Source organism: Paraburkholderia sp. CNPSo 3281 (genome assembly GCF_024206515.1).
Classification (GTDB): domain Bacteria; phylum Pseudomonadota; class Gammaproteobacteria; order Burkholderiales; family Burkholderiaceae; genus Paraburkholderia; species Paraburkholderia nodosa.
In genome coordinates this window covers 174,463-195,751 of record NZ_JAMBPS010000002.1, presented here as the reverse complement: position 1 = coordinate 195,751, position 21,289 = coordinate 174,463, and the positions used below count along the sequence as shown (strand labels likewise).

General features: G+C 66.0%; 18 protein-coding genes. 9 read left to right on the top strand and 9 right to left on the bottom strand.

What is annotated here, in order from left to right; genetic code table 11:
- Positions 1–15: 15 nt before the first annotated feature.
- A complete protein-coding gene (locus tag M3I56_RS02920; protein WP_254352477.1) occupies positions 16–1,092 on the top strand; it encodes an aldose 1-epimerase in 1,077 nt (358 codons plus the stop codon).
- A 176-nt stretch (positions 1,093–1,268) separates the two neighbouring features.
- Complete coding sequence (gene pyrF, locus M3I56_RS02915; RefSeq protein ID WP_254352476.1) at positions 1,269–2,084, top strand: orotidine-5'-phosphate decarboxylase; 816 nt, start codon at positions 1,269–1,271, stop codon at positions 2,082–2,084.
- Positions 2,085–2,183: 99 nt separating this feature from the next.
- On the opposite strand, the gene M3I56_RS02910 is transcribed toward pyrF, so the two are convergent.
- From M3I56_RS02910 to thiL, 5 genes are read right to left on the bottom strand one after another with little or no spacing between them, the layout of a single operon-like run.
- The gene (locus M3I56_RS02910) at positions 2,184–5,504 is read right to left on the bottom strand and encodes an ATP-binding protein (RefSeq protein ID WP_254352475.1); all 3,321 of its coding nucleotides are present in this window, start codon (positions 5,502–5,504) and stop codon (positions 2,184–2,186) included.
- A gap of 29 nt (positions 5,505–5,533) precedes the next feature.
- On the bottom strand, positions 5,534–6,082 hold the full coding sequence (locus M3I56_RS02905) for a cupin domain-containing protein (RefSeq protein ID WP_254352474.1): 549 nt from the start codon (positions 6,080–6,082) through the stop codon (positions 5,534–5,536).
- Between the two features lie 55 nt (positions 6,083–6,137).
- On the bottom strand, positions 6,138–6,638 hold the full coding sequence (locus M3I56_RS02900; RefSeq protein ID WP_110385379.1) for a CinA family protein: 501 nt from the start codon (positions 6,636–6,638) through the stop codon (positions 6,138–6,140).
- Positions 6,639–6,683: 45 nt separating this feature from the next.
- Positions 6,684–7,268: a phosphatidylglycerophosphatase A gene (locus tag M3I56_RS02895; RefSeq protein ID WP_254352473.1), complete on the bottom strand. Its 585-nt coding sequence runs from the start codon at positions 7,266–7,268 to the stop codon at positions 6,684–6,686.
- On the bottom strand, positions 7,258–8,247 hold the full coding sequence (gene thiL, locus M3I56_RS02890; protein WP_028201912.1) for a thiamine-phosphate kinase: 990 nt from the start codon (positions 8,245–8,247) through the stop codon (positions 7,258–7,260). Before thiL ends, M3I56_RS02895 begins: the two co-directional genes overlap by 11 nt.
- Before the next feature lie 187 nt (positions 8,248–8,434).
- On the opposite strand from thiL, the gene M3I56_RS02885 reads away from it, so the two are divergent.
- The 3 genes from M3I56_RS02885 (at position 8,435) to M3I56_RS02875 (ending at position 11,992) form a co-directional block, all read left to right on the top strand.
- Positions 8,435–10,729 carry an NADP-dependent malic enzyme gene (locus M3I56_RS02885; protein ID WP_254352472.1) on the top strand — a complete coding sequence of 765 codons (2,295 nt, stop codon included), beginning with the start codon at positions 8,435–8,437 and terminating at the stop codon, positions 10,727–10,729.
- 266 nt (positions 10,730–10,995) lie between these two features.
- Complete coding sequence (locus M3I56_RS02880) at positions 10,996–11,427, top strand: ribonuclease domain-containing protein (protein WP_375541667.1); 432 nt, start codon at positions 10,996–10,998, stop codon at positions 11,425–11,427.
- 7 nt (positions 11,428–11,434) lie between these two features.
- Positions 11,435–11,992 (top strand): barstar family protein, encoded by a 558-nt coding sequence (locus M3I56_RS02875; RefSeq protein WP_028201914.1) that lies wholly within the window; start codon positions 11,435–11,437, stop codon positions 11,990–11,992.
- A 99-nt stretch (positions 11,993–12,091) separates the two neighbouring features.
- Here M3I56_RS02875 and M3I56_RS02870 read toward each other — a convergent pair whose 3' ends face one another.
- The 3 genes from M3I56_RS02870 to speE form a co-directional block, all read right to left on the bottom strand.
- Positions 12,092–12,832 (bottom strand): 16S rRNA (uracil(1498)-N(3))-methyltransferase, encoded by a 741-nt coding sequence (locus tag M3I56_RS02870; RefSeq protein WP_254352471.1) that lies wholly within the window; start codon positions 12,830–12,832, stop codon positions 12,092–12,094.
- Between the two features lie 19 nt (positions 12,833–12,851).
- Positions 12,852–13,265: a glyoxalase/bleomycin resistance/extradiol dioxygenase family protein gene (locus M3I56_RS02865; RefSeq protein WP_254352470.1), complete on the bottom strand. Its 414-nt coding sequence runs from the start codon at positions 13,263–13,265 to the stop codon at positions 12,852–12,854.
- Positions 13,266–13,368: 103 nt separating this feature from the next.
- Positions 13,369–14,232, bottom strand: a complete 864-nt coding sequence (gene speE / locus M3I56_RS02860) for a polyamine aminopropyltransferase (RefSeq protein WP_254352469.1) — start codon at positions 14,230–14,232, stop codon at positions 13,369–13,371.
- A 390-nt stretch (positions 14,233–14,622) separates the two neighbouring features.
- On the opposite strand from speE, the gene tkt reads away from it, so the two are divergent.
- Both tkt and gap read left to right on the top strand, forming a co-directional pair.
- Complete coding sequence (gene tkt / locus M3I56_RS02855; protein WP_254352468.1) at positions 14,623–16,665, top strand: transketolase; 2,043 nt, start codon at positions 14,623–14,625, stop codon at positions 16,663–16,665.
- 137 nt (positions 16,666–16,802) lie between these two features.
- Positions 16,803–17,813 carry a type I glyceraldehyde-3-phosphate dehydrogenase gene (gene gap / locus M3I56_RS02850; RefSeq protein WP_028201919.1) on the top strand — a complete coding sequence of 337 codons (1,011 nt, stop codon included), beginning with the start codon at positions 16,803–16,805 and terminating at the stop codon, positions 17,811–17,813.
- Between the two features lie 53 nt (positions 17,814–17,866).
- Here the strand turns inward: gap and M3I56_RS02845 are convergent, their stop codons facing one another.
- Positions 17,867–18,592 (bottom strand): FadR/GntR family transcriptional regulator, encoded by a 726-nt coding sequence (locus tag M3I56_RS02845; RefSeq protein WP_254352467.1) that lies wholly within the window; start codon positions 18,590–18,592, stop codon positions 17,867–17,869.
- Between the two features lie 264 nt (positions 18,593–18,856).
- Between M3I56_RS02845 and M3I56_RS02840 the strand changes: the two genes are divergently transcribed.
- Together M3I56_RS02840 and alc are read left to right on the top strand one after the other, a co-directional pair.
- Positions 18,857–20,200 (top strand): C4-dicarboxylate transporter DctA, encoded by a 1,344-nt coding sequence (locus M3I56_RS02840; protein WP_254352466.1) that lies wholly within the window; start codon positions 18,857–18,859, stop codon positions 20,198–20,200.
- Between the two features lie 67 nt (positions 20,201–20,267).
- Positions 20,268–21,287, top strand: coding sequence for an allantoicase (alc, locus tag M3I56_RS02835; RefSeq protein ID WP_254352465.1), 1,020 nt, complete (start codon positions 20,268–20,270; stop codon positions 21,285–21,287).
- Positions 21,288–21,289 lie beyond the last annotated feature (2 nt).

Genomic DNA, 21,289 nt, shown 5'->3' with positions numbered 1-21,289 from the left:
GTTGTGTCACCGGTTGTGTCACCAGCTGCCGCCGCACGCCGCGCGCGGCTCGAAGCTGCCACGCATCCGGTATTGCCGGGGCCGAGCACTTCGGCGGTTGCGATCGGCGCGGCGGGTTCGAGCGATGTGGCATGCGTGACGCTCGCGAACGCGTATCTGAGGCTCGACGTCGCGCCCCAACTGGGCGGCGGGATCACGCGTTTCGACTGGCGCAGCGAAGGCGCGTTCGAGCCCGTGTTTCGCCGTTGCGAGCGCGTGAGCGCGCGCATGGACCCGAACGAACTTGCGTGCTACCCGCTGCTGCCGTACTCGAACCGCATCGGCGCAGGGCGTTTTCACTTTGGCGGCCGCGATATCGAAGTGCCGCGCAATCGCGCAAGCGAACCGCTGCCGATTCACGGCGACGGCTGGCTCGCGCCCTGGAGCATCGAAAGCGCCGATCGCGAGAACGTGCGCCTCGTGCTCGATCGCAGCGACGGTGAACCGTATTCGTACCGCGCAGCGCTCACCTATGCGCTCGACGGCGCGACGCTCGCGATGACGCTGGAAGTGGAGAATACGGGCCGCGAGGCGCTGCCGTTCGGCCTTGGCGTGCATCCGTTTCTTGCGCGCGACACGAGCACCGAGCTTTCGGCGCCCGCGAGCGGCCTGTGGCTCTCGGGCCAGGACTGGCTGCCGGTGCGCCACGTGCCCGCGCCGCCCGCCTGGCAGTTCGGCGTGGCCTATCCGCTGCCTGCGCAACTCGTCAATCACGCGTTCAGCGGCTGGAGCGGGCGCGCGGCAGTGGTGTGGGAGCGTCGCAGGCTCTCGCTTTCGATTTGCGCGAACACCGACTACTACGTGCTCTACACGCCTCCCGGCGCAGACTTCTTCTGCTTCGAACCCGTCGATCATCCGATCAACGCGGTGAACCTGCGCGGCGGCGGCGATGCGAACGGCATGACCGTGCTCGCGCATGGCGAGCGGCTCGTGCGGCGCTTTTCGTTCACCGTGGAGCGCATGGACATGCGCGCGTCAGCGAGCCCGCACCGCGCCGGCGCGCGCGGCCGCACGGGCGCGAGAGGCGGCAAGGGCGCGCGCGCACGGACGTAAGGCGGTCGTGAGCTGGGCGTAGCGCGCGTCGGCCACGCGCGCCCAGTTCTTCCGGCGATTCATCTCGCGGGAGCGCCGGGCGCCAGGCCGATTCGGGAGCCGCGACGCGGCCTCATCTTCCGGGGCGGGTAAAATACGCGCCGTTTTCCCTTATTGGCTCGCCGCGAGCAACCACCATGACTTCCTTCATCCAGACCCTCGGCGCCGCCTGGCAGCGCACCGGCTCGCTGTTGTGCGTGGGCCTCGACCCTGAGCCCACGAAGTTTCCCGCCGCGCTGGCCGGCCGCAGCGACGCGATCTTCGAGTTTTGCCGCGAGATCGTCGACGCCACCGCGGCGTACGCGTGCTCGTTCAAGCCGCAGATCGCCTACTTCGCCGCGCACCGCGCCGAAGACCAGCTTGAAGCGCTGATCGCGCACATCCACGAGAAGCACCCGGGCCTGCCCGTGATTCTCGACGCCAAGCGCGGCGACATCGGCAGCACCGCCGAGCAGTACGCGCGCGAAGCGTTCGAGCGCTTCAAGGCCGACGCCGTCACGGTCAATCCGTATATGGGCTTCGATTCGATCGAGCCGTGGCTCGCGCATAAGGGCAAGGGTGTGATCGTGCTGTGCCGCACGTCGAACCCCGGCGGCTCGGACCTGCAGTTCCTCGAAACCGGCGGCAAGCCGCTATATCAGGTGGTGGCGGACCTTGCTGCGAACCAATGGAACGCAAGCGGCGAACTCGGCCTCGTGGTGGGCGCGACGTTCCCGAAGGAAATCGAAACCGTGCGCGGCATCGTGGGCGACATGCCGCTGCTGATTCCCGGCATCGGCGCGCAGGGCGGCGACGTCGAGGCCACCGTGAAGGCGGGCCGCACGGCGAACGGCGCGGGCATGCTCATCAACTCGTCGCGCGCGATCATCTACGCGAGCAAGGGCGAGGATTACGCGCAGGCGGCTGCAACGGCCGCGAGAGAAACGCGCGACCGGATCAACGCGTATCGTTGAGATGGGTTTGCTCCATGGCAGGTAGACGTTCCTGAACGGGTTTCGCCCTTACCGTCACTGCCTTTTCCCGCGGGCGTCACGTTGACGACGCCCGCGCGGCTACCCCGAATGCGAGCGCAGTGCTTCGAGTTCCGCCGCCACGGCGGCCGCCAGCTCGCCGACATCGCCAGTCCACTGGCCCGCTTCGCGCATCGTCGCGCGCAACTCGAGGCAGGCTTCATTGATCATCGAAGGACCCAGCACCGCCAGTCCGCCGGACACGCGGTGCGCCCACTCGCTCATCCGCGCGTAGTCGCGCTGCGAGGCGATCTGCGCGTAATCGGCGATATCGTGTTCCACCTGTGCGATGACAATATCGGCGAGCGCGGGCGGCAGCGGCGGGAAGCGGGGCAGCCCGGGTTGTGGATCTGCTGCGAAGTCGTCTGTGAGTGTCACGTTTGACGCGGTTGCGCGTTCGCTTGGCGCAGCACTGATCTGCGCCGACACCGCGGCCAGCACGCGGGCGAGTTCCGCGAGCGGGACCGGTTTGGTGAGGTAGTCGGTAAAGCCCAACGCGCGCCCTTGTGCGATCTGCTCCGGCAGCGCGTCCGAACTTACCGCGTAAATCGGCAGATGAGGGCACTTGGCGCGCGCGGCGTCCAGCAGCGCGTAGCCGTTCATGGCCGGCATGTTCAGATCCGTGAGAACGAGGTCCATTGGCCGCTCGTCGAGTCGCGCCAGCGCCTCCTCGCCGTCCTTCGCCTCGATGACGGTGGCGCCGAGTATGCGCAACTGGTCGCGCAGCAGGGCGCGATTGAGCCGGTTGTCCTCGGCGATCAGCACAGTTAGCGATGCGAAACTCTCATCAGTCGCGCTCTGGTCCGCCGCGGGTTGCTGTGCATTGACGGCCGGCCCACGGCTGCGAACCCGCTTCTGCGTCGCGGCGCGTATGCCCGCGAGACTGTACAGGCTCACCACGACTGCGCCGCTGTCGAGTTCGAGCGGGACGAGCGGTCCGTCCTGGCGCAGCCATACGATTTTTGCGTTGTCGGGCCAGAGCGAAGCGATGTCGTCGCCGGCGAACTCGTCGGTCACGAGCAGGTAGTCGAACGTGCCGTCATGCAGCGGCGCGTCGAGGCTCAGGAAGGTCGGCGGGCTGCTGCGGCTGTCGAACAGGTTGGCCAGCCACTCGCGGTTCTCCGGCGCGCGGCACAGGATGGCGGGATGCGCATCGGGCAGCGTCCATTCATTGCCAGCCGTGGCGTCGCCCTCGGGGCGCAGCGGCAGCGTGACGGCCACGCGTGTCCCCACGCCGAGCGTGCTGTCGAGTTCGACGCGGCCGTGCATCAACTGGGCGAGCCGGGCGCAGATCGAAAGCCCGAGGCCGGTGCCGCGCGCTTGCGTGAACCGATGGGCGTCGCCTTGCGTGAAGGGCTGGAACAGGTGTGGCTTGAGGTCTTCGGCAATGCCGTCGCCGGAGTCGCTCACGCTGATCTCCAGCGCACCTTCGCCCCAGCGCGCGCGCAGGACGATCTTCCCGGAGCGGGTGAACTTGAAGGCATTGCTGAGCAGGTTGTTGGCGATCTGCGCGACGCGCACGGCGTCGAAGCGAACCTGCGCCGGAATGGCCCGATCCATCACGAGATAGAACGGCAGGTGCTGACGCACGGCGAGCGGCGCATGGGCGAGCGCGATGCGGACAAGGAGTGCCGCAATCGAGCCAGGTTCTTCGACCAGTTTCATCTGACCCACGTCGATTTTCGAAAAATCGAGTACGTCGCTCACGATCTGCAGCAGTTCGGCCGAGGAGTTTTGCATGGCCTGCACGCGCGCGCCCTGTTCCGGCGCGAGCGGCCCGCGCGCGACGAGTTCGATATTGCCGACGAGCGAAGCGAGCGGCGTGCGGATCTCGTGGCTCATCGCCGCGAAGAAGCTCACCTTGGCGCGTGCGGCTTCGTCGCTCATGCGCTTGGCTTCACGCAGCAGGCGCTCCGCTTCGTAACGCTCCGACATGTCGGCGATCGCGCAGAACAGGACGGCTTCGTGGTTCATCGTGGCCGGCGCATAGGTGATGGCGAGATGGAGCGCTTCCTTGCCGGGCCGCTCCAGCGAGTACGGCAACTCATACACCGTGGTCTCGTCCTCGTGTTTCGCTGGGGCAGGCCACGGCCCGTGCTTCTCGAACTCGACGCACAACGCGCCCGGTAAATGCGTGGCGTGCTCGTCGATGCCGAGAACATTGCGCACGATCTGGTTCGCCACGACGATCTCGAAGTTGCTGCGCCTGACGATGCACAGGCCTACCGGCGTGGCGTGCACGAGCAGATGATTGAGCAACTCCCCTTCGAGCGCGCGAGTGGCTTCGTCGTAGATACGCGTCAGCATCCGGCGATTCCAGTAGCGCGACAGCACGGTGAGCATGGCAATGAGGGCGGCCGTCAGGATCAGGACGATGATGACGGGTGTGCGCGTGATCGCGAAGAGCTCGCCCCACGACAGCGCCACCATGAAGTGCCCAAAGCCATGCACGAGCGGCGCTTCGCGCAGCGCGACGCCGAAGCGGGGCAGTACGTGGAAGTTGCCGGGGGCAAGGTTCGCAAGGAGTCGGTCGAGATACTGCGCGCCAGCGGGGGGCAGCGGGCCGGCAAGCATGATGCCGTCAGCGCCGAACAGCGTGGGGGGGATCGACGGGACGCTGGTGCTGGGGGCGAGGAGGAGCGAGTCGAGATTGACGCTGGTGATCGTGAACGCGTAGAGCGTGCCGTTCCTGAGCACCGGCAACGCACCGAGCACGAGATCGGGCGGGAATCCCAGCGCTTCGGGTGGGCGGAACCAGGCGACCTTGATACCTCTGGCTGCCGCGACCGGATCCAGGCCGTGCGTCGTGATCTGCAGGAGCGCGGCATCGGCCAGCGTGCGCGCGGCTTCGGCCTGCCGCAATTGCGACCCCTTGGGCGCGACACCACGGCTATAGGCCGCGCTGCCGTCGGCGCGTAGCAACATGATGGGAACATCGGACGAGACGATGTCGAGCACCCCCGCCATGTGCTCGCACACCGCCCTCAGATCTGGCGACCCGTCCATGCCTTCGAAGGTCGTCGCGCAGCGTGAGGTTGGCTCGGCGGTCAACTGTGCCGTCGATGTCGAGGCGGTCTCGAGCACGAGGACGACGCCCGCACTGCCGAGCAGCGTGTACAGCCGGTCGAGCCGCGCGTTGGCCTTCGCACTGAGCGTGTTCGCCTCCAGCGCCTGCGCGCGCAGCGCGCTGAACCCGATGCCGCCGAGCGCGGCAGCGGCCATGCACAGCGCCGCAAAGATCAGCAGGCCGGTCAGCAGTGCGAAGACGCGCCGTTCACGCCTGAGGTTGCGCTGGAGCGCTTCGAGCGCTGCGAACGGCGAAGTGGGAGGGGCGCCATTGCGGCGGCCGAAGCTGGGCATCATGCGAATCCGCGCTCCTCGACGCCGCGCCCCTAATCTTTCTTCGCGGCAGCAGCCGCAACGGACGCCGGTTTGCCGAACAATTCGATGATCGATCGATGCAGCGGGTATTTTTCGGCGAGCGCGTTCGCATCGGCGATCTCGAACTCGCTGAACTCGAACCCAGGCGCCACCGTGCAGCCCACGAGCGCGTAGGTCGAAGGATCGCAGCAGCGCGCCGCGAACCAGTGTCCGGCCGGCACGACCGCCTGGAACACGGTGCCGGGATGGTCGAGCGCGTGGCCCAGCTTGCGCGTCGAGAGCACGCCACGTTCGTCGATCGAATGAATCTCGAGGGGCGAGCCCGCGTAGAAGTGCCAGAGCTCGTCGGAGCGGATGCGGTGCCATGCCGAATAGGCGCCTTCCGCCAGCAGGAAGTAGATGGCCGTCGAGGCTGCGCGCGTGCCCTCTGCGACGGCTGCGCCGTCGCGCCGCACAAGCTTGTCGGCTCGATAGGTTTCGCTGTAGTAGCCGCCTTCGGGGTGCGGTTCGAGCCCGAAACGGCGGATCAATTCTTCGACTGCGGTATTCGCGGCTGCCATGGCGTGCGCCTCCTTGGTGAGCCCGGCCGGCGCGCCAGCGAGGCGCGGGCCGGTTTTAGCGTTCCTGTTCGTCGATGAAGGCGAGCAGCCCGCGCAACGCGTGCGCGGCGGCCTGCACGCGGATCTGTTCGCGGTCGCCCTTGAAGACCAGCGTCTCGACGCTCGTATGCAGCCGGTTGCTCCAGCCGAACGACACCATGCCAACCGGCTTTTCCGGCGTGCCGCCGCCCGGTCCAGCGACGCCGGTGATGGCGAGCGAAACTTGTGCCCGGCTGTTGCTGAGCGCGCCTTCGGCCATCGCGCGCGCGACCGGCTCGCTCACGGCGCCGTGCTTTTCGATGAGCTCGGGCGGCACGCCGATCATCTCGGTCTTCGCCTGGTTCGAGTAGGTGACGAAACCGCGTTCGAACCAGACGCTGCTGCCGGAAATGTCGGTGATGGCGGTGGCGACCATGCCGCCCGTGCAGGACTCGGCGGTCGCGAGCATGAGCCGCCCGTCGCGCAGCTTGTTGCCGACGCGGATGGCGAGTTGGTGAACGACGGAATCGGTAGACATTGCAGCAATCCGTTGGGTTGGCGGCGGCGTGGCGGCGAGGTGGGGTTACACCGACATGCGCCAGAGCGCGATGACGAGCAGCGTGAAGAAAGCGGCGACGATGTCGTCGAGCATGATGCCGAGGCCGCCCTTGAAGCGCCGGTCGAAATAGCGGATGGGCGACGGCTTCACCATGTCGAAAAACCGGAAGACGACGAAGGCCCACAGCCGACCCTCGAAACCGACAGGCGTGATCATGAGCAGCACGAGCCAGAACGCGACGATCTCGTCCCAGACGATGGCCGAGGGATCCTCCGTGCGCAGCTTCTTCGCCGTGAACCCCGTGATCCAGATGCCCGCAAAGAAGCCAAAGAAGATCAGCAGTCCCCACTCGGTCACCGTGAGGTAGCGGTTGAGCACCTCGAAGGCCGCCCAGGCGAACAGCGTGCCGGCCGTACCGGGTGCGAGGCGCGAGAGCCCCGAGCCGAAGCCGAGCGAAACGATGTGCAGCGGATGGGTGAGCATGAACGGCGCGTCGGCGCGGCGCGGGCCGGCGGGCTGACCGCCCGTGCCGGGTGTGGCGGCGTTGCGTGCCGGGCCTGCCGGAGGAGCCGGCTGACCGGCGGGCGAGGGCGTGGGGTCAGTCTGCATGGAAGTGATCGAAACCTTGCAACGTCAGATTGAGCGGCGTGCCACCCGCGTCGCGCCAGGCGATCTCGGGGGCGGCTTGCGGCGAAGTGCGGGAAGTCATTGTACCGATGCGCGTGACGCGCACACCCGCCTGTTGCGCCGCCGCCTCGACCGCGTCGCGTTGCGCGGGCGCCGCCGAGAAACACAGTTCGTAATCGTCGCCTCCCGCAAGCGCGCATTGCAACTGCACATCGCGCGGCAGGCGCGCAAGCGCCGGCGAGAGCGGCAGGGCGTCGACGTCGATCGTCGCGGCGAGGCTCGAGCGTTCCAGAATGTGGCGCAGGTCGCCGGCCAGGCCGTCCGATACGTCGAGCGCCGCGCGCGCCACGCCGCGCAGCGCGAGGCCCAGCGCCACGCGCGGTTCAGGGTATTCGAGCGCCCGGCGCAAGTGCGCGGCGTCGGGCTCGCTCACCTGCCATTCGCCGCGCATCATGCCGAGGCCCGCGCGCGCGTCGCCGGGCGTGCCGGAGACCCAGATGTCGTCGCCCGCCTGGGCCGCATCGCGCCGAAGTGCGGCATCCTGACGCACTGAGCCGAACACCGTCAGGCACAGGTTCAGCGGCCCTGCCGTGGTATCGCCGCCGATCAGTTCGCAGTCGAAGCGGTCGGCCAGCTCGAAGAGTCCCGCACTGAACGCAGCTAGCCAGTCCTCGTCCGCCCTGGGGAGCGCGAACGCAAGCGTGAAGCCGAGCGGCTGCGCACCCATCGCGGCGAGGTCGGACAGATTCACGGCGAGCGCCTTGTGGCCGAGCGCGTGCGGAGCAATGTCGGGGAAAAAGTGGCGGCCTTCCACCAGCATGTCGGTCGAGATGGCCAGCATTTCGCCCGCGGCGGGCGCGATGAGCGCGCAGTCGTCGCCAATGCCCAGCGTGGCGCGTTGCGTATTCGTGCGCGCTCGCCGCGCAAAATATCGGTCGATCAGGGAGAACTCGGAAAGCATGACGAAAGGGTTATGACAGTTGGGGTATGGCCGTCGCCGCATAGGGCGCCCTGGCATGGCTTTTCCCCCCATCGCGGTCGCGGCACTTGCGCCCGAACTGAAAGGAATGCTGTCAAGGATTGGCGCTACAATCGGTCAACTTAGCGTTCGAGTTGTCATTCTAATCCGCACTAACGTCCTGCCTCCCATGTCGAATCCCGCTACGAACAAGCTTCGCGAAGCCGCCCTCGATTATCACGAGTTCCCCACCCCCGGGAAAATCGCGATCGCGCCGACCAAGCAGATGATCAATCAGCGTGATCTGTCGCTCGCGTACTCGCCGGGCGTCGCGTTCGCGTGCGAGGCAATTGTCGAGAATCCGCTCAACGCCGCGCGCTTCACGGCGCGCAGCAACCTCGTGGGCGTTGTGTCGAACGGCACGGCCGTGCTCGGCCTCGGCAACATCGGGCCGCTCGCCTCGAAGCCGGTCATGGAAGGCAAGGCGGTGCTCTTCAAGAAGTTTGCGGGCATCGACGTGTTCGACATCGAACTCAACGAGACGGACCCGCACAAGCTCGTCGACGTGATCGCCGCGCTCGAACCCACGTTCGGCGGCATCAACCTCGAAGACATCAAGGCGCCCGAGTGCTTCATCGTCGAACGCGAAGCGCGCAAGCGCATGAAGATTCCGGTCTTCCACGACGACCAGCACGGCACGGCCATCGTGGTGGCGGCCGCCTTCACGAACGGCCTGAAGGTCGTGGGCAAGGACATCAAGGACGTGAAGCTGGTTGCCTCGGGCGCCGGCGCGGCCGCGCTGGCGTGTCTGGACCTGCTCGTCGACCTGGGCCTGCCGCTCGAAAACATCGTCGTCACCGACCTGGCGGGCGTGGTTTACAAGGGCCGCACCGAGCTGATGGACCCGGACAAGGAGCGATTCGCGCGCGAAACCCACGCGCGCACGCTTGCCGAAGTGATCGAAGGCGCCGACATTTTCCTCGGCCTCTCCGCGGGCGGCGTGCTCAAGCAGGACATGGTCAAGCAGATGGCGGCCAAGCCGCTCATTCTCGCGCTCGCCAACCCGACGCCCGAAATCCTGCCGGAGCTCGCGCTCGAAGTGCGTCCGGACGCCGTGCTCGCGACGGGCCGCACGGATTACCCGAACCAGGTGAACAACGTCCTGTGCTTCCCGTTCATCTTCCGCGGCGCGCTCGACGCGGGCGCGACCACGATCACGCGCGAAATGGAAATCGCCGCGGTGAACGCGATTGCGGAACTGGCGCGCCAGGAGCAAAGCGATGTCGTGGCCACGGCTTACGGCATCCAGGATCTGCAGTTCGGGCCTGAGTATCTGATTCCGAAGCCCTTCGACCCGCGCCTGATCGTCAAGATCGCGCCGGCTGTGGCCAAGGCGGCAATGGACTCGGGCGTCGCGACCCGTCCGATCGAGGACATGGACGCCTACGAGCAGCACCTCCAGCAGTTCGTCTACCACAGCGGCACGACCATGAAGCCGATCTTCCAGCTCGCGCGCGCCGTGGAGCCGGAGAAGAAGCGCATCGTGTTCGCCGAGGGCGAAGAGGAGCGCATCCTGCGCGCGGTGCAGATCGTGGTCGACGAAAAGCTCGCGAAGCCCATCCTGATTGGCCGCCCTTCGGTGATCGAGCAGCGCATCGCGCGCTACGGCCTGCGTCTGCACGCCGGCCAGGACTACACGGTCGTCAACACCGACCACGACGAGCGCTACCGCGAGTTCTGGCAGAGCTACGCGAAGCTCATGGCGCGCAAGGGCATCACGCAGCAAATGGCGAAGCTCGAAATGCGCCGCCGCACCACGCTGATCGGCTCGATGCTCGTGGAAAAGGGCGAAGCCGACGGCATGATCTGCGGCACGGTCAGCACGACGCACCGCCACCTGCACTTCATCGATCAGGTGATCGGCAAGAAGGCGGGCTGCAACGTCTACGCAGCGATGAACGCGCTCGTGCTGCCGAACCGGCAGATTTTCATCGTCGACACGCACGTCAACGTCGACCCGACGCCGGAGCAGCTCGCGGAAATCACCATCATGGCGGCCGAGGAAGTGCGCCGCTTCGGCATCGAGCCGAAGATCGCGCTGTGCTCGCACTCGAACTTCGGTTCGAGCAACGCGCCTAGCGCGCAGAAGATGCGGGACCTGCTCGAAATCCTCCAGGAGCGCGCGCCGGACCTGCACGTGGACGGCGAAATGCACGGCGACGTGGCGATCGACGCGAACCTGCGCAAGGAGATCCTGCCCGAGTCGACGCTCGAAGGCGAAGCGAATCTGCTCGTCATGCCGAATATCGACGCGGCGAACATTTCCTACAACCTGCTCAAGACGGCGGCCGGCAACAACATCGCCATCGGGCCGATCCTGCTGGGCGCGGCCAAGCCCGTGCACGTGCTGACGGCTTCCGCCACGGTGCGCCGCATCGTCAATATGACAGCGCTGCTCGTCGCAGACGTGAACGCGGCACGTTAAGCTCGCTCGCGCAGGTTGCCGGCGGCGCCGGCGTGGTTCCATAAATCGGCGTGCTCTGCGAGCGCGCCGATTTTTTGTTCGCGTGACCCGGCTCGATCGAGCAAAATCGCGCAAAATGAGATTGTAAAATTTACCAGTCTGGCCCTTGTGCGGAGTCAAGCGGTGGTCGTCCTCGCCTGACTAACGTTGCTTCCAGGCATCATTAGCGATACCCTTACACCTTTCATGGTCGTCGAACGCGTAACCAGGGAAGCGGGAACCAGGGGATGGCGCCTCGTCTAACTCATTGTTTCGGCGGCAGTTTGTCTGGCTTGCGGCGCGCCGCGGCGGTGGCGCTGGTCGCAACCGTAGCGCTCGCGGCAGGTGGCGCTCAGGCGCGCACGAGTCAGCCGGAAGATACGGGTAATTCGCCCAGCAGCATTTCGGTCAACGAACTTCCGCGTGAGGCGGTGGGCACGTTGAGCCTGATTGCGGCAGGCGGCCCGTTCCCTTACGAGAAGGACGGCGTCGTATTCGGGAATTTTGAGCGGATATTGCCACCGCAGCGGCGGGGCTACTATCACGAGTACACGGTCCCGACGCCGGGCGCGCACAACCGCGGTGCCAAGCGCATCGTTTGCGGCGGCCCACGCAAGCGGACCGACAACTGTTACTACTCCGACGACCACTACGCCAGTTTCAGGCGAATTGTTGATTGACACCGGGATGAGCGGCATGAGCGATAACGTTTACGCGCACGACCCCCGGGTCGCGAGCGATCTGTTCGCGTCCGGGGAAGGCAACCTGTTCCAGCGCGTCATGCAGTTGAAGCAAGACAGCGAGGCGCGCCAGGATGAGGCGGGGCTTTCATCGAACGAGGGGGCCATGAGCCTGTTTTCGACCGTGCAGCCGAATATTGTCCAGTCGATCCGGGCGTTTCGCATTCAGGATCTCTCGGACGAAGCCCAGCGGCTGCAGGAGCATTTCCTCTATGCGTTCTGTGCGAATGCGCAAACCAAGCAGGAAGTGCTCGAGACCATTGCCACGTCGTTTCTGTTTCCGAAGCATTTCGGCAAGAACTACGATGGCTTGTACGACTGCCTGACCGATCTGGTGCAGAAGGCCGGCGAGCAGCCGGGTTTCGTGATCGTGCTGGAAGGACTGCCGATCGCCCAGAAGTTCGACAAGGACGGGCGAGAGACGCTGCTCGACGTTTTTCGCGAGGCTTCGGAATACTGGGCCGAGCGCAAGGTGCCGTTCCGCGTTTTTTATTCGTTCGCCTGACCTTCGGCTCACGTTTCGTCGCGCGCATGCGACAGAAAATGACAAAGCCCGCCGAAAGGCGGGCTTTGTCATTTTTACCCGCCGCTCGATCCGCTCCTCTTACCAGCCGCCCCAGCGCGCGGCGAGCGCAGCGAGCACGGCGATGCCCGCCGTTTCGGTGCGCAGCACGCGCGGCCCGAGCCCCACGGCGATGAAGCCGTGGCCGAGCGCCGCCTCCTCTTCCTGCTCCGAGAATCCCCCCTCAGGCCCAATCAGCACCGTCACTTCGCCCGAAGGCGGCTCGACCGGCAAGGTCGAGAACGCGACGTCGGCGCGCGGCGAGAGCAGCAGGCGCAGTTCGCCGTCGCCGGGGTGCTCGGGCAGGGAGCCGAGCCACGCGGCGATGTCACGCGTGGGCGCGACGTCGGGCAGGCGGTTGCGGCCGCATTGTTCGCACGAGGCCTGCACGATGCGCTGCCAGTGCGCCTGGCGGCGCACGGCGCGCTCGCCTGAAAGGCGCACGACGCTGCGCGAGGCGGTGAGCGGCACGAAGTTCGTCGCTCCCAGTTCGACGGCCTTTTCGATCAGCCAGTCCATCTTGTCGTTGCTGGCAACGCCCTGCGCGAGCGTGACACGATAAGGCGGCTCGGCTTCGAAATCGCGGTAAGGGCCAATGCGCACCTGCGTGTCGCGGCGCTCCATGCCGAGAATCTCGGCGCTGTACTCGCCGCCAACACCGTTGAACAGCACGATGGTGTCGCCGGGTCGCAGGCGCAGCACCTGGACATGGCGCGTGACTTCGTCGGGAAGGGTGACAACCTCGTCGGATTGCAGGGCGCTGCCGACGAAAAAGCGGGGCATAGAACTATTTCTCATTGAATCAGGACAAGTGCCGAGCAAGCGCCCACCGGTAACCGTCGAGGTCTTCGACCTGCGCGAAACGGTCCCCCCAGAACTGGTCCTGTGGCTCGCTCAGCGATTTCGCGCCGGCTTCGAGCGCCCGCGCATAAACCGCGTCGACATCGTCGACATACAGATAAAAAGATTGCGGTGCGACATTCTGTGCGCTTTTGGGGGTGCGCGCCGTCGAACCGAATGCGCCCTCCGGCGCAAACATGACAATCAGCTGATCGTGGTACGTCATTTCCACGTGCATGATCGCGCCGTCGTCCTCCACGCTGTCGCGTACCGCAAAACCGAGCGCTGCCCGATAGAAGTCCATCGACGCGCGTGCGTCGCGCACCGTCAGATACGGGGTCAGCCACGGCACGCCGGCGGGGCGGGGTGCGGTCATCGAGTCTCTCCAGATTCGCGGTTCGAATGAGGCGCCGTGCCGCTCCGGGCGAAGGCGCGCATGAAAAAGCGCTTGGGACTGGCCGTTTTCCACGGGCAGGACCCTAAAGCTGCAGGACTTCGCCTAGTTTATCGCGGGCTGTGCACGAACTTTTTAAGAGCGCCGCGTGCAGTCGCGGGTCGTAGTAGCGCAGGCCCTCGAGCTGCCGCCCGGCTGCGCGCGCCTGCAACGTGCTCTCGTCGATGCCGGCGGGGTCGAGCGCGTCGCTCGCGATCGCCATGAGCCAGAGTGAGCCGTAGAGCGGCACGTAGGCGGCAAGCGGTCGCACGACGGCGAAGGCCGCGCGCAGTCCGCCAAGCAGTGCGCCCACGCGCTGCGCATGATGGAACGGCGAGCCCAGATGGAGCGAGACGAGTGCTTCGGCGCTCATCACGCGCTTGAGCACGGCATAGAACGCCGGCGTGTAGAGCCCGGCAGCCGGTGAATCCGGCGGTGTCAGATCAAATACGACAAGGTCGAAACGTTCCTGCGCCGAGGCGACAAACGCGGCCGCGTCGCCGATCACGAGTTCCACGCGCGGATCTTCGAAGGCGTTGCCGCGGACTTGGGGCAGATAGTCGCCCGTCAGGCGCACCACGTCCGGGTCCAGTTCGGCCACGACGATGCGCTCGATGTCCCGGTGGCGCAACAACTGGCGCGCCGCGCCGCCGTCGCCGCCGCCCAGCACGAGCGCCGCGCGCGGCGCGGGATGCGTGAGCGCGGCCGGGTGCGTCATGCACTCGTGATAGATGAACTCGTCGCCGGCGGAGGTCATCGGGCGGCCGTCCAGCGTGAACAGGCAACCCAGTTGCGGCGTGTCCCAGACCTCGATGCGCTGCCACGGCGTATCGGCCGCGGCGAGGCGGCGCGCGCCAGGAAAGCCGTAGAGCGCGTCTGCCGCAGGATGGAAAAGGAGGGAGTCGGTCACGGAGGTCGAGAGGCGCTGCCGGTGCGCCGGAGCGCGCGAAAATCGCCCAGAAATAGGGTCAACAGAGACATTATAGGGGGTGTCAACCGCACCTCGAACGCGGCAAAGGCCAACGAGAGGACAACGGCGGGGTGACGGCGCGCACGGCGCATACCCCTCGCCCTATGGCCAGGGATAATCCCCACGATCTGCTAGAATATTCCGCTTTGCAGCCCTCTCCGTTTGCTCCGGCCGTTTCGCGTCTCCTGGCGCCGCATGTGCGCCTGAGCGGGCGATTTGCCGAGCTTCCGGACTCCCGCGCTGCTGTGTGCGCCGCAGTTTGCCCTCGCAATTTGCGCTGTTCGCGACCTGCGCCGCCCACGCCGCTTTTTGCACACTTCCGGACTCGACATGACGACCTCGTCCTCCGCCTCCCCCGCTACCACCCAATTGATGGCCAACGCTATTCGTGCGCTGTCCATGGACGCCGTTCAGCAAGCGAACTCCGGTCACCCCGGCATGCCCATGGGCATGGCCGAGATCGCCGTTGCGCTGTGGTCGCGCCATCTGCGCCATAACCCGACGAACCCGCTCTGGAGCGACCGCGATCGCTTCGTGCTGTCGAACGGCCACGGCTCGATGCTGCTGTACTCGCTGCTGCACCTCACGGGCTACGACCTGCCGATGGCGGAACTGAAGAACTTCCGTCAACTGCACTCGAAGACGCCGGGTCACCCCGAGTTCGGCATCACGCCGGGTGTCGAGACGACCACGGGCCCGCTCGGCCAGGGTCTGGCGAACTCGGTCGGCATGGCGCTGGCCGAAGCGCTGCTCGCAGCGGAGTTCAACAAGGCCGACGCGAAGATCGTCGATCACCACACGTATGTGTTCCTCGGCGACGGCTGCCTGATGGAAGGCATCTCGCACGAAGCCTGCTCGCTCGCCGGCACGCTCAAGCTGAATAAGCTGATCGCGCTCTACGACGACAACGGCATCTCGATCGACGGCGACGTGGTCAACTGGTTCCACGACAACACGCCGGAGCGCTTCGAAGCCTATGGCTGGAACGTGATCCCGCACGTGGACGGCCATGACGTGGACGCGGTCGACGCGGCCATCCAGAAGGCCAAGGCCTCGGACAAGCCCACGCTGATCTGCTGCAAGACCATCATCGGCAAGGGCGCGCCCACCAAGCAGGGCGGCCACGACGTGCACGGCGCGGCGCTCGGCGCCGAAGAAATTGCCAAGTGGCGCGAAGCCGCGGGGTGGAAGTGGGAACCGTTCACGCTGCCGCAAGAAGTCTACGCAGACTGGGACGCGAAGGACGCCGGTGCGAAGTTCGAAGCCGCATGGAACGAGCAGTTCGCCGCATACAAGTCGAAGTACCCGAGCGAAGCCGCCGAGTTCGAGCGCCGCATGGCCCACAAGCTGCCCGCCGACTGGGCGCAGAAGGCCGCCGCGATCGTCGCCGGCGCGGATTCGCGCAAGGAAACGGTCGCCACGCGCAAGGCTTCGCAGCAGGCCATCGAAGGTCTCGCCGCGGCACTGCCCGAACTGCTCGGCGGCTCGGCCGACCTGACCGGCTCGAACCTCACCAACTGGAAGGCCTCGAAGCCCGTGCGCGCCGCCAAGGCCGGCGAGACCGGCATTCAGTGGGGCAACCACATCAACTACGGCGTGCGCGAGTTCGGCATGAGCGCGGCGCTCAACGGCCTGAACCTGCACGGCGGCTACAAGGCGTTCGGCGGCACGTTCCTCACGTTCTCGGACTACAGCCGCAACGCGCTGCGCGTGGCCGCGCTGATGAAGTGCCCGTCGATCTTCGTGTTCACGCACGACTCGATCGGCCTCGGCGAAGACGGCCCGACGCACCAGTCGATCGAACAGGTCGCAAGCCTGCGCCTGATCCCGAACATGACGCTCTGGCGTCCGGCCGACACCGTGGAAACCGCGGTGGCCTGGACCGAGTCGATTTCGCATCACGGTCCGTCGAGCCTCATTTTCAGCCGCCAGAACCTGCAGTTCAACGAGCGCACGGATGCCCAGATCGCGAACATCGCCAAGGGCGGTTACGTCCTCAAGGACTGGAACGACGACATCCCGAGCCGCAAGATCATCCTGATCGCCACGGGCTCTGAAGTCGAACTGGCGATGAAGGCCGTCGAAGCGCTGCAGCGCGAAGGCATCGGCGCCCGCGTGGTGTCCATGCCGTCGACCAACGTGTTCGACAGGCAGGACGCTGAATACCGAGAGCGCGTGCTGCCCAAGGGCGTGCGCCGCGTCGCGATCGAAGCCGGTGTGACCGACTTCTGGCGCAAGTACGTGGGCCTCGAAGGCGCCGTGGTCGGCATCGACACGTTCGGCGAATCGGCCCCGGCTGGCGTGCTGTTCAAGCACTTCGGCTTCACGGTCGATCATGTCGTCGCGACGGCCAAGGCCGCGCTCGACAACTAAGCATGCGTAACGGGCCCGCCTGATCGGCAAGATCTGGCGGGCCCGCTGCCTTGAGCGCCCCGCCAGGCCGCCCCAGCCAGGCGTCGACGCCAGCGCAGCACTGGTTTCAGAATTTTTCAGCCCTTAGGAGATAAACCATGACGATTCGCGTCGCTATCAATGGCTATGGCCGCATCGGCCGTAACACGCTTCGCGCCTTCTACGAGAACGGCAAGAAGCACGACATCCAGATCGTTGCGATCAACGACCTGGGTGACGCGAAGACCAACGCGCATCTGACGCAATACGACACGGCACACGGCAAGTTCCCCGGTGAAGTGACGGTGGACGGCGACTACCTCGTCGTGAACGGCGACAAGATCCGCGTGCTGGCCAACCGCAACCCGGCCGAACTGCCGTGGGGCGAGCTGGGCGTCGACGTCGTGATGGAGTGCACGGGCTTCTTCACGACCAAGGAAAAGGCGAGCGCGCACCTGAAGGGCGGCGCAAAGAAGGTCATCATCTCGGCGCCGGGCGGTAAGGACGTCGACGCGACCATCGTCTACGGCGTGAACCACAACGTGCTGAAGGCCGAACACACGGTCATCTCGAACGCATCGTGCACGACCAACTGCCTGGCACCGCTCGTCAAGCCGCTGAACGACAAGATCGGCCTCGAAACCGGCCTGATGACGACGATCCACGCGTACACGAACGACCAGGTTCTGACCGACGTGTACCACGAAGACCTGCGCCGCGCTCGCTCGGCCACGCACAGCCAGATCCCGACGAAGACGGGCGCGGCTTCGGCTGTCGGCCTCGTGCTGCCGGAACTGAACGGCAAGCTGGACGGCTACGCGATCCGCGTCCCGACCATCAACGTGTCGATCGTCGACCTGTCGTTCATCGCCAAGCGCGACACGACGGTCGAAGAAGTCAACGCCATCATGAAGGAAGCTTCGGAAGGCGCGCTCAAGGGCATCCTGGGCTACAACGACGCACCGCTGGTGTCGATCGACTTCAACCACAACCCGGCATCGTCGACCTTCGACGCCACGCTCACGAAGGTCTCGGGCCGTCTCGTGAAGGTGTCGAGCTGGTACGACAACGAGTGGGGCTTCTCGAACCGCATGCTGGACACGGCTGTGGCTTTCGCGAACGCGAAGTAAGCACGCTCTACGCTGCTTGAAAAAACCGCCCATCGGGCGGTTTTTTTTCGTCCTTATTTTTCGATGGCGCTTGGGGAGGCGGCGGCGAACGCGGGCGGCGTAGGGAAGTATACGCCCGCGCGCTGTGCCGCATTGGCGATGTGCGCCTCGATCGCCTCGCCGGCCGCCGCCGAGTCGCGCGCCTTCAGCGCCACCACGATCAGGCCGTGCTCGCGATGCGTGGAGAGCACGCGCTCGCGCCGGTAGAACGGCATGCGCTGGCTCTCTTTCATGATGTCGGCGCTGCTGCGCAGGATCGATTCGATCGCCGCATTGCCCGCGAGATTCACGATACGCATGTGGAACTCGAAGTCGAGCTGCGCGGCTTCGTCGAGTTCTTCGCAGGCGAGGGCCTCGTGCAGCGCCTCGGTATTCGCTTCGAGCCACGTCACATCGGCGTCGCCAATGGCGAGCGCCGCCATGCGCGCGGCGAAGCCTTCGAGCGCGTAGCGCATCTGGTAGGTGTCGGGCAGCGACGACTGATCGGCGAAACGCCACGGGTGAGCGGTCGTGGCCTGCGCGCTCGTCACGTACACACCCTTGCCCGCGCGGATCGACAGCATGCCGAGTGCTTCGAGCGTCGAGAGCGCTTCGCGCAGCGACGCGCGGCTGATCGCCAGTTCCTCGGAAAGCTGCCGCTGCGCGGGCAGCAGGCTGCCGACCGGATACAGGCCGCCCTCGATCCGTTCGCGGATCGTGGCGATGGCAGCGTCGGTGACGGTGTGCGGAACGTTCTTCATCGGATGGCGCGGGCAGCATTCGCGTGGTCTGACCGGTATTGTAGTCCCGTCCGGCGCACACCCATGGTGCATCGCGTCAACGCCCGTGCGCCGCGGGATAAGGCTTCGCGCTCCGGCCCGCAAACTGGTCAGACCGCGCAAGGGTAAACACCGCGCTTCCCAACCTTGACTCCGGTATATCGGCTTCCTACTATCCGCCATAACGGTGCTGGTCAGACCAGTCAGAACAGTTGGTTGCTCCCCCCTGCTCAGTAGGAGACAGTCGTGACGAAGTTCTTCAATTCGCTGTTTGGCCGCGTAGTGATCGCCCTCGTACTGGGCATCGTGGTAGGCGCGGTGTTTCCCCATTTCGCCCAGTCGCTGCGCCCGCTCGGCGACGGCTTTCTCAAGCTCATCAAGATGGTGATCGGGCCTATCGTGTTCTGCGTGGTCGTGAGCGGCATGGCGCACGCGGGCGACCTGAAGAAGGTGGGCCGCGTGGGCCTCAAGTCGGTGGTGTACTTCGAGGCGATGACGACCGTCGCGCTCGTGATCGGCGCCGTGCTCGCGTACGTCACGCGTCCGGGCGCCGGCATGAACGTCGATCTGCACTCGCTCGACGCCGCCTCGCTCGCGACCTACACCGAGCACGCCAAGAGCCTGAAGGACACTGCGGGCTTCCTGCTGAAGATCATTCCCGACACCGCCTTCGACGCCTTCGCGAAGGGCGACATCCTGCAGATCCTCGTGTTCTCGGTGTTGTTCGGCAGCGCGCTCTCGCTGCTCGGCCCGAAGGCGCAGCGCGTGAACAGCCTGATCGACGAACTCGCGCAGGTCTTCTTCCGGGTGATGGGCTTCATCATCAAGCTCGCACCGCTCGGCGTGCTCGGCGCAATCGCGTTCACGACCGGTACGTACGGCGTCGCTTCGCTCAAGCAGCTCGGGCTGCTCGTGATCGTGTTCTACGCCAGTTGCATCGTGTTCGTCGCGGTGGTGCTCGGCATCGTCATGCGGCTGGCGGGCTTCAACGTGTTCAAGCTGATCCGCTACCTGCGCGAAGAACTCTCGATCGTGCTCGGCACCGCTTCGTCCGACGCCGTGCTCCCGCAGATCATGCGCAAGCTCGAATGGATGGGCGTGAAGGATTCCACGGTGGGTCTTGTGATCCCGACGGGCTACTCATTCAATCTCGACGGCTTTTCGATCTACCTCACGCTCGCGGTGATCTTCATCGCGCAGGCGACCAACACGCCGCTGTCGATGCACGATCTCATCGTGGTCGTGCTGGTGTCGCTCATCACCTCGAAGGGCGCGCACGGCATTCCCGGTTCAGCGATCGTAATTCTCGCCGCCACGCTTTCCGCCATTCCCGCGATTCCCGTGCTCGGCCTCGTGCTGATCCTGCCGGTGGACTGGTTCGTCGGCATCGCCCGCGCGCTCACCAACCTGATCGGCAACTGCGTCGCGACGGTCGTGGTCGCAGTGTGGGAGCACGACATCGACAAGGCGCGCGCCAGGCGCGTGCTGAACCTCGACGAAGGCTTTCTCTACGTGCCGGCAGGCGACACCAATGCAGACACGGCGCATGGCGAAGACGGTGCGCTCGGCGGCAAGCACGCGCACGCCTGAACTTCCACACCGCATCTGCTGACATTTTCCTTCGATCAACTGAGCAACCCCAGCGAACGACACCATCATGGCCATTCCGACTCTCGACCCCAACGCCCCCGCCTTCACGCGCCGCTACATGAACCTCGCCGATCCGCGTCTGGGTGCTCGCGCGCTCCACGCGAGCGACGAGTTCTTCGCGCCGAAGGAGCGCATGCTCGAACCGCAGCCCGCGGTCTTTATCCCCGGCAAGTACGACGACCACGGCAAGTGGATGGACGGCTGGGAAACGCGCCGCAAGCGCACGACGGGCCACGACTTCTGCATCGTGCGCCTCGCGCGCCCGGGCGTGATTTACGGCCTGGACCTCGACACGAGCCATTTCACGGGCAACTTCCCGCCGGCGGCTTCGATCGAGGCGTGCTACGCGCAGTTGGGCGACGACGCGACGCCCGGTGACAACGCCGACTGGCAGACCATCGTACCGGCGACGACCTTGCAGGGCAACCAGCACCACTACGTCGAAGTCAGCGATACGCGCGCGTTCACGCATTTGCGCGTGAATCTCTATCCCGACGGGGGCCTCGCGCGTCTGCGCGTGTACGGTCAGCCCCGGCGCGACTGGAGCACGGTGGAGCGCGGCAGCCTCGTCGATCTCGCGGCGATCGAAAACGGCGCGTATCTTGTCGCGGCCAACAACCAGCACTTCGGACTCGCTTCGACCATCCTCATGCCGGGCCGCGGCGTGAACATGGGCGACGGCTGGGAAACGCGCCGCCGCCGCGAACCTGGCAACGACTGGGCGATCGTGGCGCTCGCGCGGCCCGGCATCATCCACAAGATCGAAGTCGACACGGCGCACTTCAAGGGCAACTACCCGGACCGCTGCTCGCTGCAGGCGGCGAGCGTGACGGGCGGCACCGACGATTCGCTCGTCACCCAGGCGATGTTCTGGCCGGAACTGCTCGGCGAGCAGAAGCTCGAAATGGACAGGCAGCACGTGTTCGAGAGCGGGATCACCGCGCTCGGCCCGGTCACGCACGTGCGTTTCAACATCTTCCCGGACGGCGGCGTCTCGCGCCTGCGCCTGTGGGGCGAACCGGTCTGAGC